Below are 15613 nucleotides of genomic sequence, written 5' to 3' on the forward strand. Positions count from 1 at the left end.
GCCCTTTTCTTGTTTTTCTCCCCCGCCCTGCCACCCGCGTCGGTTGTGCATGAGGGGGGGGGGCGCGGCGGGGGGGCGGCCCGCCGCCCCCCGCCACACTGGTGGGGCCATTCGGCGGTAGTGACCGTGCCGTGCGACGATGTGCGGCATGCCGCAGCACCCCCCCATTCGGAGCACACCCTCGCCACCCCCGCGTCCTGACGCGTCCATGTCGCTGCTGAACAATGTGATGGACCACAGCCTGGACGACGGTTACGCCGAGGCGGCGGCTCGCAGGGACGCCGAGGACGGGGGAATGCCCCGTACGCTCCGGGCGAAGCTCGGTCTGGCGGCGGGGCTCGTACTGGCCGCGCTGGTCGTCACCGTGGGCGCCGCCGAGGCGCGGATCGACGCCCCGGTCGTCGCCAAGGAGCGCGAGGAGCTCATCGAGCGGATCGACGCGGAGACGTCCTCCGCGGACGCCCTCGAACGCACGGTGGACAAGCTCCGTGACGAGGTGGGTGTCCGGCAGCGTGAGGCGCTGCGGGAACACGGCGGCGAACAGGGCGAACTCGTGGCCCTGTTGTCGGGCTCCACCGAGGTCGAGGGGCCGGGTGTGAAGCTCGTCGTCGACGACGCCAAGTCCGCCGGTGAGAGCGCGGGCGGGCCCCGGGAGAGCAGCAACTTCTCGGACACGGGGCGGGTCAGGGACCGGGACATGCAGCAGATCGTCAACGGCCTCTGGGAGTCGGGGGCCGAGGCGGTGTCCATCAACGGCCAGCGTCTGACGGCCCTTTCGGCGATCAGGGCCGCCGGTGAGGCCATACTGGTCGACAACAAGCCGCTGGTGCCGCCGTACACGGTGCTGGCCGTGGGGGACGGGAACAACCTGAGCACCGCGTTCCAGGACAGTGCCGACGGCCAGTACCTGCACTCGTTGCAGGAGAACTTCGGTGTCCGCACCAGCATTTCCGCCCAGGAGACGGTACGTCTTCCTGCCGCGCCGAGCCTGATCGTACGTACAGCAGAGCCGAAGGCCGCCGACCCGGGGAAGGGCGACGGAGAGGCCACGGCAGAAACAGGGAAGGGCACATCGTGATCGCGGTACTTGGCCTCGTCGTGGGAGTCGTGGTCGGACTGTTGGTTCGACCCGAGGTGCCGGCGGTGGTCGAGCCCTATCTGCCGATCGCCGTCGTCGCCGCTCTCGACGCGGTCTTCGGGGGGCTGCGGGCCATGCTCGACGGGATCTTCGTCGACAAGGTGTTCGTGGTGTCGTTCCTGTCGAACGTGGTGGTGGCCGCGCTCATCGTGTTCCTCGGTGACAAGCTCGGCGTGGGCGCGCAGTTGTCCACCGGTGTGGTCGTCGTGTTCGGTATCCGGATCTTCTCCAACGCTGCCGCGATCCGCCGGCACGTGTTCCGGGCGTGAGGCCGATGAACAGCGAAGAGCCCCCGCGGGACGAGCAGCCGTCGCAGCCACAGCAGCCACCACAGCCCCCCGAGGCGCGGCGGCAGATGACGGGCCGTCAGCGGCTGGCGGCCGGCCTCTGGCCCCCGCGCGTCACCCGGGCCCAACTCATCGTCGCCGTACTGCTGTTCGTGCTGGGGCTGGGGCTGGCCATTCAGGTCCGCTCGACCAACGACGACAGTGCCCTGCGCGGTGCGCGCCAGGAGGACCTCGTACGGATCCTGGACGAGCTCGACGGCCGTACCCAGCGGCTGGAGGACGAGAAGCAGCGTCTGGACGACCAGCAGACGGAGCTGGAGACCAGCTCCGACCAGGCCGAGGAGGCGCGTAAGCAGACGCGGGAGAAGGCGCAGCAGCTCGGCATCCTGGCCGGTACGGTCGCCGCCCGGGGCCCCGGGATCACGCTGACCGTCCGGGACGACGGCGGCTCCGTCGACTCCGACATGCTGCTCGACGCGATCCAGGAGCTGCGGGCGGCCGGGGCCGAGGCGATCCAGGTGAACGGGGTCCGGGTCGTCGCCGCGACATATTTCTCCGGTAGCGACGGTGACATCGAGGTGGACGGGAAGCAGATCAGTGCGCCGTACCGTTTCAGGGTGATCGGCAAGCCGCAGGATCTGGAACCCGCGCTCAACATCCCCGGAGGTGTGGTGCAGACATTGGAAAGAGAGCAGGCCACGGCCACAGTGGCGGCGTCGGACGAGATCGTCGTGGACGCCTTGCGACCGGCTCGGCGGCCTGACTACGCTCGGTCGTCGTCGTAGTGGGGCGGGGGCGCATGCGGACCCGGGGACCAGGGCAGAAGGTTCCGGGGGGTCGGCGCACATTCCGCATGGTGCGTGGTGGAAACTGTCTGATGGTTACGGACGTTGTGAAGATGTCCGAGTCGGCAGGTGTGTTCATTCAGGGTTCGTCCTGCCCCACGGGCGGGTCTGTTCAGGTCAAGGGGAATCGCCCGTGAAGTTGTTTGGGAAGTTGTTCGGCAGGAGTGCACGCGAGGACGGCGGTAACGCCCGCCATCGCGCACCGCGCCATGGCCAGGAAGAGGAGCAGGGCGGCGAGCGTCCGCTCTTCCGTGACGAGGTCGGCGGCCCCGGAGGGGGCGATGCGGGCGGTCACAGCGCGTCGTCTGTTGACCCCGCGAGTTCTGGCGGCATAGGTTTCGGTGGACCATCAACCTCAAGTACGGGTGGAGGGTTTCCCCCCGGTCAGGAGGGTCCGTCCATGGTTTGCACGAGGTGCGGGCACCGCAACACGCAGGACAGCCGTTTCTGCTCCAACTGTGGTGCGCCGCTGAGGGCGGGGGCCCCCGCGGAGCGCCCCTCGGAGACGACCTCCACCATCTCGATCTCGGGCCTTGAGGCGTACGAGGCGGAGGCGACCGGTCAGACGGCCGTTCCCTCGCTCTCGCCGGAGGCACAGGCCGCGGTGGACGCGCTGCCCATCGGCTCCGCGCTGCTGGTCGTACGTCGCGGTCCGAACTCGGGCAGCCGGTTCCTGCTGGACGGCGATCTGACGACGGCCGGAAGGCACCCGCAGAGCGACATCTTCCTCGACGACGTCACCGTGTCCCGGCGGCACGTCGAGTTCCGCAGGAGCCCGGAGGGCCACTTCACGGTCTCCGACGTCGGCAGTCTCAACGGTACGTACGTCAACCGGGAGCGGATCGACTCGGTCGCGGTGTCCAACGGGGACGAGGTCCAGATCGGCAAGTACCGGCTGGTCTTCTACGCGAGCCAGCGGGGCGTGTGACCCCTCAGGGAAGGTCCATGCTGCGACCACCGACGGGCGGTGCCGGCCACGGCACCGCCCCCACGGGTGAACCACTGGTCAGCATCGGCATGGTGCTGAACCAGCTCAGGGACGAGTTCCCCGAGGTGACCATCTCCAAAATCCGGTTCCTGGAGTCCGAGGGCCTCGTCGAGCCCCGGCGGACCCCCTCCGGGTATCGGAAGTTCAGCCCCGAGGACGTCGAGCGCCTCGCCCAGGTCCTGCGTATGCAGCGGGACCACTATCTGCCCCTGAAGGTCATCAGGGAGCACCTCGACGCCGTCGCGCGAGGTGAACGGCTCCCACTGCCCGTACAGGCCTCCCAGGGCCCTCAGCGGGAGCTCCTCGGCTCCACGTGGGACGCGGAGCCCGCGCCGCCCACCGCACCGAAGATCGGCCGCGCCGAGCTGCTGGCGGCCACGGAGGCGGCCGAGAGCGAGCTGGACGAGTGGGAGGCGTACGGCCTCGTCGCCCCGATGGCGGACGGCGGGTACGACTCCGAGACCGTGACCGTGGCGAAACTTGTCGCGGAGCTCGGAAGATTCGGTCTGGAACCACGGCATCTCCGAGCAGTGAAAGCCGCCGCCGACCGTGAGGCGGGCCTCGTCGAGCAGGTCGTCGCACCCCTGCGCCGGCACCGGAATCCGCAGACCAGGGCCCATGCGGAGGCCGCCACGAGGGAGCTGGCGGCGCTGTCTGTACGGCTGCACGCGGCACTGGTACAGACGGCTCTCGGAGTCCGGCTTACCTGATCTTGGGGGAGTCCGACTACCCAAACCGACCGGGCACGTCCTAGGGTTGCTGTGTGAACGAGCTCGACGTCGTGGGTGTCCGGGTGGAAATGCCCTCCAACCAACCGATCGTGCTCCTGCGTGAAGTGGGAGGCGACCGGTACCTTCCCATCTGGATCGGGCCTGGGGAAGCTACCGCTATTGCCTTTGCCCAGCAGGGCATGGCACCGGCCCGACCACTGACTCATGACCTCTTCAAGGACGTGCTGGAGGCAGTGGGCCAGGAACTCACGCAGGTGCGCATCACCGACCTGCGCGAAGGAGTCTTCTACGCGGAGCTGGTCTTCGCGAGCGGTGTCGAGGTGAGCGCCAGGCCGTCCGACGCCATAGCGCTGGCCCTGCGCACCGGCACGCCCATCTTCGGCAGCGACGGGGTGCTGGACGACGCGGGTATCGCGATCCCTGACGAGCAGGAGGACGAGGTGGAGAAGTTCCGTGAATTCCTCGACCAGATCTCTCCGGAGGATTTCGGGACAAACAGCCAGTGAGCGCTGAACGGTCCAGGACCGTCATACCGGACTCCGTCCGCGCATTCGGCCAGCCTTTCCCGGTGACGGGGCACGGCAAACCACTCTCAGGGTGATTATCACTCGGCGTGCCCAGCGTGGCGATCGTTGACGCACCCGGGGGCACTGCCTACCGTCGACGGGGCAGGTCAAGGACGGAGGTCGGTGTGAGCAGCAGCGGCGACGGTACGGCTAACGACCCGTACCCGCTTCACGGCAGTACGTCCGACCCGACGACCGACACGGTCGGCTACCGGGGACCGACAGCGTGCGCGGCGGCGGGCATCACCTACCGCCAGCTGGACTACTGGGCGCGCACCGGGCTTGTCGAGCCGAGTGTGCGCCCCGCCAGGGGATCGGGCACCCAGCGGCTCTACAGCCTGCGCGACGTCGTCTTCCTGAAGATCGTCAAGCGCTTCCTGGACACGGGTGTCGCCCTCCAGAACATCCGGACGGCCGTCCAGCATCTACGCGGGCGCCAGGCGCGGGACCTGGAGCGCATGACGCTCATGAGCGACGGCTCGACGGTGTACGAGTGCTCGTCGCCGGACGAGGTCGTCGGCCTTCTCCAGGGCGGGCAGGGCATCTTCGGGATCGCCGTCGGGGTGGTGTGGCGGGACGTCGAAGCGGCGCTGTCGCAGCTGCACGGCGAGCGCGTGGACACCGGCGAGACCCTGATCGGGCACAATCCCGCCGACGAACTCGCCCGCAGGCGCCGCGACCGGGCCGTCTGACTCCCGGGGCCGTGTCGGCCCCGGGGCGATTGTCAGTGGGGTAAGGGAGCATCGGTGGGGTGAGATCCGCACCGACCATCCTGCATCTGGACATGGATGCCTTCTTCGCCGCCGCCGAGCAGGCGGCGAAGCCGAGCCTGCGCGGAAAACCGGTGGTCGTCGGGGGTCTCGGTCCGCGCGGGGTGGTCTCCACGGCGTCGTACGAGGCGCGGCGGTTCGGGATCCACTCGGCCATGCCGATGGCCCAGGCCAGACGGCTCGCGCCGAACGCGGCGTATCTGGTGCCGCGCTTCGCCCTCTACCGCACGGTCAGCGAGCAGGTCATGGAGCTGCTCGGCCGGCTGTCACCGCTGGTGGAGCCGCTGAGTCTGGACGAGGCGTTCGTCGATCTGGAGGCGGGCGGGTCGGCGTCCGACTCGCCGTCGGCGCGTGCGACGGGCGAGCGGCTGCGGCGGGACATCAGGGCGGTGACCGGTCTGACGGGTTCGGCCGGGCTCGCCGGGTCCAAGATGCTGGCGAAGATCGCCTCCGAGCAGGCCAAGCCCGACGGTCTGGTGCTCATCGAGCCGGGCACGGAGCGCGAGCTGCTGGGGCCGATGACCGTACGGACGCTGCCCGGGGTCGGGCCGGCGACCGGCGAGCATCTGCGCCGGGCCGGAATGCTGACCATCGCCGATCTGACGGAGGCCGGGGAGGACGAGCTCGTACGGCTCGTGGGGAAGGCTCACGGCACGTCGCTGTACCGGATGGCGTCCGGGCACGACGACCGGCCGGTGGTGGCCGAGCGTGAGACCAAGTCCGTGTCCGTCGAGGACACCTTCGACGTCGATCTGCACGACCGGGTGCGGGTCAGGACGGAGGTGGACCGGCTGGCGGAGCGGTGTGTGCGGCGGCTGCGGGAGTCCGGGCACTCGGGGCGGACGATCGTCCTCAAGGTGCGGCGGTACGACTTCTCGACGCTCACCCGCTCCGAGACGCTCCGCGGGCCCACGGACGACCCGGTGGTGGTGCGTGAGGCGGCGGGGAGGCTGCTGGAGTCCCTGGACACCACCGGCGGGGTGCGGCTGCTGGGGGTGGGCGTGACGGGGCTGACCGACTACACGCAGGAGGACCTGTTCGCGCAGGCCGCGGCGGAGGCGGAGCCTGCGACAGAGGCTGAGCCGGACGCGGGGACGGTGGCGGACGAGCCCGGCTCCGGGCCGCCGCTGTCGCTGCCGCCCGGGGCGGACGCGGACGCGATCGCGGTGGCCGTCACCGAGCGGCACTGGCCGGCGGGGCACGACGTGCGTCATGCCGAGTTCGGCGCGGGGTGGGTGCAGGGGAGCGGGGTGGGGCGGGTCACCGTACGGTTCGAGGAGCCCACGTCGGCCGTTCCCGGGCGGGTGCGGACGTTCCGTACGGACGATCCCGACCTGGCGCTCTCCGAGCCGCTGCCCCTGGTCGCGCACCCGCCGGAGAAGCCTTAGCGCTGCGGCCGGTCCCGCTCCCGTTCGCCGGGGCGGGCGGCGGTGTCGCGGCCCGCCACATGGCCGAAGTCCCGGTCGGCGGCCGGGCGTTCCGGGGCCGCGGGTTCCGGCAGGGCCAGTTCGTAATGGTGGTAGAGCTGGATCTCCTGGTCGGGGGAGAGATGGCGGCCGACCCCGAAGTCCGGGGCGTCCTTGATCAGCCCGCGTTCGTAGGGGACGTGCAGGGACTCGTCGCGGTAGGTGCTGGGGGCCAGGGGCACGAACGCGTCCCGGCTGAACAGTCCGGTCCGTACCGCCGCCCACTCCGGCACACCGGTGGCATCGTCCAGATACACCTCGTCGACGGTGCCGATCTTGTGCCCGTCGCGGTCGTACGCCTTGCGGCCGATCAGGCTGCGCGGATCGATGTCGGTCTGCACGGTCCCTCCAACTGGTCGCAAATGCTCCCTCGCTCTACGAAAGGGCACATTCGGGGTATCGGCCACTCGAAGGCCCTGGCGGGAACTCGCTGGTAGGCTGGCCAGTGGCTGTAGACCCCATGCGGGAGAGCCGTCCGGTGAGACTGCCGGAGGCGCCGAAGGAGCAAATCCTCCCCGGAAACTCTCAGGCCCCCGTACCGCATGGACGAGGTCACTCTGGAAAGCAGGGCAGGTGTCGGACGGCATCCGCTCTCACCGACGGTGAAAATCGGCCCGCCTCGCGGCGGTCCGGTGAAACTCTCAGGTTGATGTGACAGAGGGGGAGGCCGTCCGGGCACCTGTGTATCGGTGCCCCTCGCAGGTCGCGCCAGACCAGGAGGCCTCCCGTATGACATCTCATCGCACGCCGCTCTCGCAGCTGGAGCGGGGAATCCCCTTCGAGCAGCGCCATGTCGGCCCCGACACCGCCGCGCAGGCCAAGATGCTCGCGCAGGTCGGTTACGGCTCGCTGGACGAGCTGACCGCCGCCGCGGTGCCCGACGTGATCAAGAGCGCCGAGGCCCTGCGGCTGCCCGCCGCGCGGACCGAGGCCGAGGTCCTCGCCGAGCTGCGGTCCCTCGCGGACCGCAATCAGGTCCTCGCGCCGATGATCGGTCTCGGCTACTACGGCACGTTCACGCCGCCGGTGATCCTCCGCAACGTGATGGAGAATCCCGCCTGGTACACCGCGTACACGCCGTACCAGCCCGAGATCTCGCAGGGCCGTCTGGAGGCGCTGCTCAACTTCCAGACCATGGTGGCCGATCTGACCGGCCTGCCGACCTCCGGCGCCTCCCTGCTGGACGAGGGCACGGCCGCCGCCGAGGCCATGGCGCTCGCCCGGCGCGTCGGCAAGGTGAAGGACGGCGTCTTCCTGGTCGACGCCGACGCCCTGCCGCAGACCGTCGCGGTGATCCGCACCCGGGCCGAACCCGCGGGCGTCGACGTCCTCGTCGCCGACCTGGCCGACGGCATTCCCGCCGAGGCCGCCGAGCGCGGGGTCTTCGGCGTGCTCGTGCAGTACCCGGGCGCCTCGGGCGCCGTACGGGACATCAAGCCCGTCATCGAGCAGGCGCACGAACTGGGCGCCGTCGTCACCGTCGCCGCCGACCTGCTGGCCCTCACGCTGCTCACCTCGCCCGGTGAACTCGGCGCGGACATCGCCGTCGGCACCACCCAGCGGTTCGGCGTCCCCATGGGCTTCGGCGGACCGCACGCCGGATACATGGCCGTACGCGAGAAGTTCGCCCGCAACCTGCCCGGACGGCTTGTCGGGGTCTCCGTGGACGCCGACGGGAACAAGGCGTACCGGCTGGCGCTCCAGACCCGCGAGCAGCACATCCGGCGCGAGAAGGCCACCAGCAACATCTGCACCGCGCAGGTGCTGCTGGCCGTGATGGCCGGGATGTACGCGGTCTACCACGGCCCCGACGGGCTGCGCGCCATCGCCGAACGCACCCACCGCTACGCGACAGTCCTCGCCGGCGGCCTGCGCGCGGGCGGGGTCGAGATCGTGCACGAGGCGTACTTCGACACGCTGACCGTACGGGTCCCGGGCCGCGCCGCCGAGGTCGTGGCCGCCGCCCGCGAGGGCGGGGTCAACCTCCACCCCGTCGACGCCGACCATGTCTCACTGGCCTGCGACGAGACGACCGGGCGCGCCCAACTCGCCGCAGTATGGGCCGCCTTCGGCGTCACCGGCGACATCGAGGCCCTGGACGCCGCGTCCGCCGACGCGCTGCCGGAGACCCTGGTGCGCACCGACGAGTACCTCACGCACCCGGTTTTCCACCAGCACCGCTCGGAGACCGCGATGCTGCGCTACCTGCGCAGGCTCGCCGACCGTGACTACGCGCTGGACCGCGGCATGATCCCCCTCGGCTCCTGCACCATGAAGCTCAACGCCACCACCGAGATGGAGCCGGTGACCTGGCCGGAGTTCGCCGCACTGCACCCCTTCGCGCCCGCCGGGCAGGCGCAGGGCTATCTCACGCTGATCCGTGAGCTGGAGGAGCGCCTGGCGGAGGTCACCGGCTACGACGCGGTGTCCCTCCAGCCCAACGCCGGCTCCCAGGGCGAACTCGCCGGGCTGCTGGCCGTACGGGCGTACCACCGCGCGAACGGCGACACCGGCCGTACCGTCTGCCTCATCCCGTCCTCCGCGCACGGCACGAACGCCGCGAGCGCGGTCATGGCCGGGATGAAGGTCGTCGTCGTGAAGACCCGCGATGACGGTGACGTCGACGTCGACGACCTGCACGCCAAAATCGAGCGCCACGGCGACGAACTGGCCGTCCTGATGGTCACCTACCCGTCCACGCACGGTGTGTTCGAGGAGCACATCAGCGACGTCTGCGCGGCCGTGCACGACGCGGGCGGTCAGGTGTACGTCGACGGCGCGAACCTCAACGCGCTGGTGGGGCTGGCGAAGCCGGGCCGGTTCGGCTCGGACGTGTCGCACCTGAACCTGCACAAGACCTTCTGCATCCCGCACGGCGGCGGCGGCCCCGGCGTCGGCCCGGTCGGCGTACGCGCCCACCTCGCCCCGTACCTGCCCAACCACCCGCTCCAGCCCGCCGCGGGCCCCGAGACGGGCGTCGGGCCGATCTCGGCGGCCCCCTGGGGCTCGGCGGGGATACTGCCGATCTCCTGGGCCTATGTCCGGCTGATGGGCGGTGAGGGCCTCAAGCGCGCCACGCAGGTCGCCGTACTGGCCGCGAACTACATCGCCAAGCGGCTTGAGCCGCACTTCCCGGTTCTCTACACGGGTCCGCACGGACTGGTGGCGCACGAGTGCATCGTGGACTTGCGTCCGCTGTCGAAGTCGACCGGCGTCAGCGTCGACGACATCGCCAAGCGGCTCATCGACTACGGGTTCCACGCGCCCACGATGTCGTTCCCGGTGGCCGGCACGCTGATGATCGAGCCCACCGAGAGTGAGGACCTGGCCGAACTCGACCGGTTCTGCGAGACGATGATCGCGATCCGCGCCGAGATCGAGAAGGTCGCGTCGGGCCAGTGGCCGACGGACGACAACCCGCTGCGCAACGCCCCGCACACGGCAGCCGCGCTGGGCGGGGAGTGGGAGCACGCGTACAGCCGTCAGGAGGCGGTCTTCCCGGCCGGGGTCTCGGCGGCCGACAAGTACTGGCCACCGGTCCGCCGGATCGACGGTGCGTTCGGTGACCGCAATCTCGTGTGTTCGTGCCCGCCGCTGGACGAGTACGACAACTGACGGACGGCGCACGGCCGTCGGGCCGTGCTGTGCGCGGACGGAAGGCGTACGCGGGTCGCCCGCGGCGCACGCGTCAAGCACATGCGTCGGGGCCGGTTCGGAGTGAACTCTCCGGGCCGGCCCCCTTTTACGGACGGCTTCAGGCTGCCGTCATGACCTGTTCGCTGCCGGCCGGCCGGTGCGGAGCGATGATCTGGCCGTCGGGCAGCAGCTCCCCGGTGTCCTCGAAGAGCAGGACGCCGTTGCACAGCAGGCTCCAGCCCTGCTCCGGGTGGTGGGCCGCGTGACGGGCGGCTTCCCGGTCGGCTGAGTCGGCTGTCGGACAGGCTGGCTGGTGCTGGCACATGAGTGGATTCTTTCGCTGCGTCGTGGTGTGTGTCCTGCGGCTCGACGTGGTCATGGCCGCCCCCCGGTTTCTCTTGGTCCGTACCCCAGTGTTGCCCCACGGACGTCGATCCGCAGGGATTTCGCGGCAGCGCTTGTCTCTGCTTAAGGACGTGTCACCCGCCCGGACGGTTCAGCCCAACTGGGCTGTCCTTTCGGGTGGTTCGGGGTGACCCGTCCGGACTACTCCGGACGGGCGCGGCACGGTGCCCCGTAACCAGCACAGAGCCCCGTGACCGTTGAGGGGCCACGGGGCAGTGTAGGGGCGCGCGGGGCGGTTGGGAGACGGCCGGGACGCGAGCGAGCAGTCCGGAGGCGGCCGGCCGGTGCCGCTCAGCCGGTGGTCAGCAGCGGCGCGGACGCGGCGGTGGACGCCTTCGCCGGGGCCGCGGAGAGCATCGAGGTGAGCCGGGGACCCATCATCGGGAGCAGGTCGGCGGCGCGGTGCGGCCGGTGGGCCACGATGCCGGGCGGGGCGGGAGCGAGCGGGATCAGCAGGTCGGCCGGGGCGGGAGCGCCGACAGAGGCGTCGGCCTCGATGTCCTGGTGCAGCCAGAGGGTGAGCATGTACAGGCCCGGGACCGAGAGCAGCCGCGGCTGGTACGGCGCCTTCACCGTCTCGGCCTGGCGCACGGCCCGTTCCGTGGCGGAGATGTAGGGGCCCTCGAAGAAGCGCGAGAACGCCCAGCCGTCCGGGGTGAGCATCGTGTCCGCCGCCGCGACGGCTCGGTCGCCGCTGCGGATCAGGAAACGCCAGCCGGCCAGCCTGGTCTGTGGCGCGTCGCTGCTCGGGGCGATCTGTTCCAGTACGTGTACCGGAAGGGGCAGTTCGGGGCTCAGCGGTCCCTGGACGGACCGGAGAGCGGGCGTACGGGCCTCGCGCACGGCGGTGGGAGAACCGAGTGCCGCGAGGACGCTGCGCAGGGCGGGCGCTGGAGCCGGGGAGACATGCAGCGGCATGGTGGGTTGCCTCTCGCTCAGTAGGCACAGTGGAGCGTCGAAGGTGCGGGTGCGGACGTCGCTGTCGGCGTGCGTGGTCAGAGGATGGCCCCGGGCCATGGCCGGGCTTCAACTCTCTGCCTCGTTCGCACAGAGTTTATACGATGTGTGTTCACAGAATGTTTCTTCCGTCTGTCGCCCTTATTGCGTCAAGGCGATATCCGGTCCATCTTGTGCGGAATCGCCTTCGGCGAACCGTCGGATGAACGGTGAACAGAGGCGCGTGGCCTGGGGTTATCCGGGCCGGCGCGGTAGGCCGAAACCCGTCGGCGTTTTCGTCCACCGGGCGGAAAGTGAAATCGCTCACCACCGCATGCCGAAGGAATGTGCCCGAGGCCGATCGGTCCAGCTTACCCGGCGCTCCGCGGAAACGGAGCGTTATGGATCACTGAGTCTGGGCACTATCGATCGTGAAGCGATGCCCGGCGCCGCCGGGCGGCCGAGGCGAAGGAGGGAACCTCCGATGGGGGAGAAGGTCGAATCGGACGGTACCGGCGTGTCCGATCGACAGGAATACCGCAGGAGGCTCCAGCAGTGCCTGGCGGTGCTGGGGAGGCTCCTGGGGGAGAAGCGGTTCGACCGGCCCAGGAATCTGATGGGTCTGGAGATCGAGCTGAATCTCGCCGGATCCGACGGGATGCCCCGGATGATGAATGGGGAAGTTCTTGAAAGGATCGCGAGCCGCGATTTCCAGACCGAACTCGGAATGTTCAACCTGGAAGTGAATATCGCCCCGCACCGACTTGACGGACGCGTTCTCGACCAGCTCGCCGAAGAACTGCGCACGGGTCTCGGATATGCCCATCGCAAAGCGAATGAGGTCGACGCCGGCATCGTGATGATCGGAATTCTGCCGACGCTCTCCCTCGACGACGTGGTCTCCACGAACCTCTCGGACGCGGACCGCTACACCCTTCTCAACGACCGGATGGTGGCGGCGCGGGGCGAGGACTTCGCCCTCGACATCGACGGTGTCGAGCGTCTCACCTGCAGTTCTCCCTCGATCGCGCCCGAAGCGGCCTGCACGTCCGTGCAGTTGCACCTCCAGGTCACGCCCGACCGCTTCGCCGATGTGTGGAACGCCGCGCAGTGCGTCGCCGCCGTACAGATCGCCATCGGCGCCAACGCGCCTTTCCTGTTCGGAAAGGAGTTGTGGCGCGAGTCCCGGCCGCCGCTCTTCCTTCAGGCGACCGACACCCGGCCCCCTGAGCTCCAGGCACAGGGCGTACGGCCCCGGACCTGGTTCGGCGAGCGCTGGATCGACTCCGTGTACGACCTCTTCGAGGAGAATCTGCGCTATTTCCCGCCACTTCTGCAGATGAGTGACGACCAGGATCCGCACCAGGTCCTGGACGAGGGCGGTACACCCCGCCTGTCGGAGCTGGTCCTCCACAACGGCACCGTCTACCGATGGAACAGACCCGTGTACGACGTCGCCGACGGACAGCCCCATCTTCGGGTCGAGAATCGCGTGCTGCCCGCCGGGCCGACCGTCACCGACGTCGTCGCCAACGCCGCCTTCTACTACGGGCTCGTGCGCGCGCTCGCCGAGGACTCCAGACCCGTCTGGACCCGGCTGCCGTTCGACACCGCCGCGCGGAACTTCGAGACCGCGTGCCGCGACGGCATCGACGCCCGGCTCAGCTGGCCCCGTAACGGCCGGGCGAGCGGCGGCGTCACCGAGGTGTCGGCGGTCCGGCTTGTACGCGACGAACTGCTGCCGCTCGCTGCCGCCGGACTCGACGCGTGGAACGTGGAGCCGGCCGACCGCGACTTCTACCTCGGGGTGATCGAGGGGCGCTGCCGGAGCCGGGTGAACGGGGCCTCGTGGCAGGTGGACACCTTCCACCGGGCGCGGGAGGCGGGGCTCCGCAGGGAGGCCGCGCTCGCCGCCACGACCCGGCGGTACGCCGAGCTGATGCACCTGGGGGAGCCGGTGCACACCTGGCCGGTGGGCTTCCCCGCTCCCGCGCGGATGCCGGACCTCTCCGTCTGACGCGGGTCCCGGCCGGCTCCGGACGTGCCCTACCTCCTTGCCCCCACCGACAGGATCGCCTCGGTCATCACCGACCGGATGTCGGCCGGGTCACTCACCTCGTAACCCGCGCCGCCGGTGATCCGCGCGATCTCGTCCAGCGCCCCGGGGTCCGCGTCCGGGCCCACGGCGATCGTGATCAGCGGGACCGGGCGCCTGGGGTCGGCGAGCTTCCGCAGCTCGTCCATGAGGGCCGTACGCGCCGCGCCGTCCGGGTCCGTCCCGCCGGTGAGGACGACGACCGCGTTGCACTTGCCGCTCACGTACGACGACTGGGCCTCTTTGAAGGCGGCCAGCGTCGTGTCGTACATCCCGGTCGCCGATGCCGTCCCCACCGGCGACAGAGCCGTGACGGCGTCCGAGAGGCTGTCGCGGTGGGTGGCGCCGGCCTTGGCGCGCTCGCCCAGCGGCGCGGTCTCGGCCAGCTTGCGGAAATCCTTGCCGCCGTCGCGACCGGCGGCGAAATCCCAGAGGCCGACCTCGTCGTCCGGCGTGAACCCGGCGAGTGTCTGGAGCACCGAGGCCTTCGTGACCTCCAGCCGGGACTCGCCGCCGCTGCCCAGTACGGGCTGCGCCATCGAGCCCGAGGTGTCGACGACCACGGTCAGCCTGGCGTGCTGGAGGATCACCGTCCACATGCCGAGCGTCTCCCGGACCAGGTCGGTGGTCGGCGGCCGGGCCTCCGACAGGGCGTACGGCTGGGGCGCGCGCCCGCCCGCCGCCCGGACCAGGTCGTCCGCCACGGCGGAGTGTGCCGTACGGAAGCCGTGCTCCGCCATGGTGCGCTGTGCCTCCTCCCCGTTGAGGAGGGACATGAAGCGGGTCACGGCGCGGCTCTCTTCCGTGGTCAGCTCCGGCTCGTTGACGAGGTTCAGCGGGTAGTCCAGGACCGGGCTCGCGTCCGTCGGATAGAACAGCTGGAGGTCGGAGACGCCGCCGTCGGTGGAGTTGTGGGTGAACGCGGCCTGCTCGGTGAGGAAGACCGCCTCGTTGCCCCTGGCCACGTCCGCCAGTGCCAGGGACGGGATCACCTGGCCGTCGGAGTCCGACACCCGCGCGGCCAGCGCCTCGGCGGTTGCCGCGATCAGGGTGCCGCTGTCCTGGTCCGCCTTGCGCGCGGACGTGACGACGCTGCTGAACGCGAGCAGCCCGGTGGCGCTGCGCGCCGGGTCGGCCGCGCCGAGCCGCACCCCGTTCTTGCCGGTGGTGACGGTCGTCAACTCGGCCCAGGTGTACGTCTTCCCGGGCCAGCCGAGCCTCGTGCCGGCGGAGGGGACCACGGCCAGGGCCACCGGTGTGGTGGCCGCGCTGCCCGCGGGTGTCAGCGCGATGTTGGCGTCGGCGGTCAGCGCGCGCTCGACCCAGACGTCGGAGTCCGGCAGCCAGGCCTCGTAGTCGTCCGCGGCCGTGCCGGTGGCGAGGTCGTCGGCGATCTCGTGGTTCTCGCGGGAGTCGACCCGGACGTCGATGCAGCGGCCGTCGGAGGTGATGTCGTCGCGCCGGGCGCTGTCGGCGACGGCCGTCACGGCGGGGGCGATGTCCGGCGAGGCCGCCAGATCGATCCGCACCGGGGAGCCCGCGCAGCCGTCGGCGAAGGACAGGATCCCGCTCGCCGCCGCGATGCCGGTCCCCGCGGCGAGGCTCAGCAGGACCGCTGTGGCGATCAGGACATTGCGACGGCGTGGACGGTGGCCCCTGGTGCTGTCCGACGTTTCGCCGTCGGGCAAGCTGTGACGTTCCATGACGGTGGTGCCCCTCCTTGACCTGAACAAGGAAAATGGGGGGCTCG

General features: G+C 70.3%; 14 protein-coding genes and 1 riboswitch. Of the genes, 10 read left to right on the forward strand and 4 right to left on the reverse strand.

What is annotated here, in order from left to right; all coding sequences use genetic code 11:
• Nucleotides 1–148 precede the first annotated feature (148 nt).
• From ACFWV8_RS19230 to ACFWV8_RS19265, 8 genes are all read left to right on the forward strand, one after another.
• The gene (locus ACFWV8_RS19230) at nucleotides 149–1078 is read left to right on the forward strand and encodes a DUF881 domain-containing protein (protein ID WP_329390407.1); all 930 of its coding nucleotides are present in this window, start codon (nucleotides 149–151) and stop codon (nucleotides 1076–1078) included.
• Nucleotides 1075–1407 carry a small basic family protein gene (locus tag ACFWV8_RS19235; RefSeq protein ID WP_023543062.1) on the forward strand — a complete coding sequence of 111 codons (333 nt, stop codon included), beginning with the start codon at nucleotides 1075–1077 and terminating at the stop codon, nucleotides 1405–1407. Before ACFWV8_RS19230 ends, ACFWV8_RS19235 begins: the two co-directional genes overlap by 4 nt.
• 5 nt (nucleotides 1408–1412) lie before the next feature.
• Complete coding sequence (locus tag ACFWV8_RS19240) at nucleotides 1413–2210, forward strand: DUF881 domain-containing protein (protein ID WP_384203287.1); 798 nt, start codon at nucleotides 1413–1415, stop codon at nucleotides 2208–2210.
• A 193-nt stretch (nucleotides 2211–2403) separates the two neighbouring features.
• Nucleotides 2404–3198: an FHA domain-containing protein gene (locus ACFWV8_RS19245; RefSeq protein WP_384203290.1), complete on the forward strand. Its 795-nt coding sequence runs from the start codon at nucleotides 2404–2406 to the stop codon at nucleotides 3196–3198.
• Between the two features lie 17 nt (nucleotides 3199–3215).
• The gene (locus ACFWV8_RS19250) at nucleotides 3216–3968 is read left to right on the forward strand and encodes a MerR family transcriptional regulator (protein ID WP_384203293.1); all 753 of its coding nucleotides are present in this window, start codon (nucleotides 3216–3218) and stop codon (nucleotides 3966–3968) included.
• A gap of 53 nt (nucleotides 3969–4021) precedes the next feature.
• The gene (locus tag ACFWV8_RS19255; protein WP_329390415.1) at nucleotides 4022–4495 is read left to right on the forward strand and encodes a bifunctional nuclease family protein; all 474 of its coding nucleotides are present in this window, start codon (nucleotides 4022–4024) and stop codon (nucleotides 4493–4495) included.
• A 185-nt stretch (nucleotides 4496–4680) separates the two neighbouring features.
• Nucleotides 4681–5247, forward strand: a complete 567-nt coding sequence (locus ACFWV8_RS19260; RefSeq protein WP_384203296.1) for a MerR family transcriptional regulator — start codon at nucleotides 4681–4683, stop codon at nucleotides 5245–5247.
• Nucleotides 5248–5306: 59 nt separating this feature from the next.
• Nucleotides 5307–6713, forward strand: a complete 1407-nt coding sequence (locus tag ACFWV8_RS19265) for a DNA polymerase IV (RefSeq protein WP_384203300.1) — start codon at nucleotides 5307–5309, stop codon at nucleotides 6711–6713.
• Here ACFWV8_RS19265 and ACFWV8_RS19270 read toward each other — a convergent pair.
• Nucleotides 6710–7132 (reverse strand): PRC-barrel domain-containing protein, encoded by a 423-nt coding sequence (locus ACFWV8_RS19270; protein ID WP_384203303.1) that lies wholly within the window; start codon nucleotides 7130–7132, stop codon nucleotides 6710–6712. The two genes, ACFWV8_RS19265 and ACFWV8_RS19270, sit on opposite strands and share 4 nt — an antisense overlap.
• Before the next feature lie 112 nt (nucleotides 7133–7244).
• A riboswitch (glycine riboswitch) is annotated at nucleotides 7245–7342 on the forward strand.
• Between the two features lie 178 nt (nucleotides 7343–7520).
• On the opposite strand from ACFWV8_RS19270, the gene gcvP reads away from it, so the two are divergent.
• Nucleotides 7521–10406, forward strand: a complete 2886-nt coding sequence (gcvP, locus tag ACFWV8_RS19275; protein ID WP_384203305.1) for an aminomethyl-transferring glycine dehydrogenase — start codon at nucleotides 7521–7523, stop codon at nucleotides 10404–10406.
• Nucleotides 10407–10545: 139 nt separating this feature from the next.
• Here the strand turns inward: gcvP and ACFWV8_RS19280 are convergent, their stop codons facing one another.
• Both ACFWV8_RS19280 and ACFWV8_RS19285 read right to left on the reverse strand, forming a co-directional pair.
• Nucleotides 10546–10752: a DUF5999 family protein gene (locus tag ACFWV8_RS19280; RefSeq protein ID WP_329390424.1), complete on the reverse strand. Its 207-nt coding sequence runs from the start codon at nucleotides 10750–10752 to the stop codon at nucleotides 10546–10548.
• Nucleotides 10753–11123: 371 nt separating this feature from the next.
• Nucleotides 11124–11750 (reverse strand): hypothetical protein, encoded by a 627-nt coding sequence (locus ACFWV8_RS19285; RefSeq protein ID WP_384203308.1) that lies wholly within the window; start codon nucleotides 11748–11750, stop codon nucleotides 11124–11126.
• A gap of 502 nt (nucleotides 11751–12252) precedes the next feature.
• On the opposite strand from ACFWV8_RS19285, the gene ACFWV8_RS19290 reads away from it, so the two are divergent.
• Nucleotides 12253–13785, forward strand: coding sequence for a glutamate--cysteine ligase (locus tag ACFWV8_RS19290; protein ID WP_384203311.1), 1533 nt, complete (start codon nucleotides 12253–12255; stop codon nucleotides 13783–13785).
• A gap of 29 nt (nucleotides 13786–13814) precedes the next feature.
• Here ACFWV8_RS19290 and ACFWV8_RS19295 read toward each other — a convergent pair whose 3' ends face one another.
• Complete coding sequence (locus ACFWV8_RS19295) at nucleotides 13815–15566, reverse strand: substrate-binding domain-containing protein (RefSeq protein WP_384203314.1); 1752 nt, start codon at nucleotides 15564–15566, stop codon at nucleotides 13815–13817.
• Nucleotides 15567–15613: the final 47 nt, after the last annotated feature.

The organism is Streptomyces sp. NPDC058665 (assembly GCF_042714995.1).
Classification (GTDB): Bacteria; Actinomycetota; Actinomycetes; order Streptomycetales; family Streptomycetaceae; genus Streptomyces.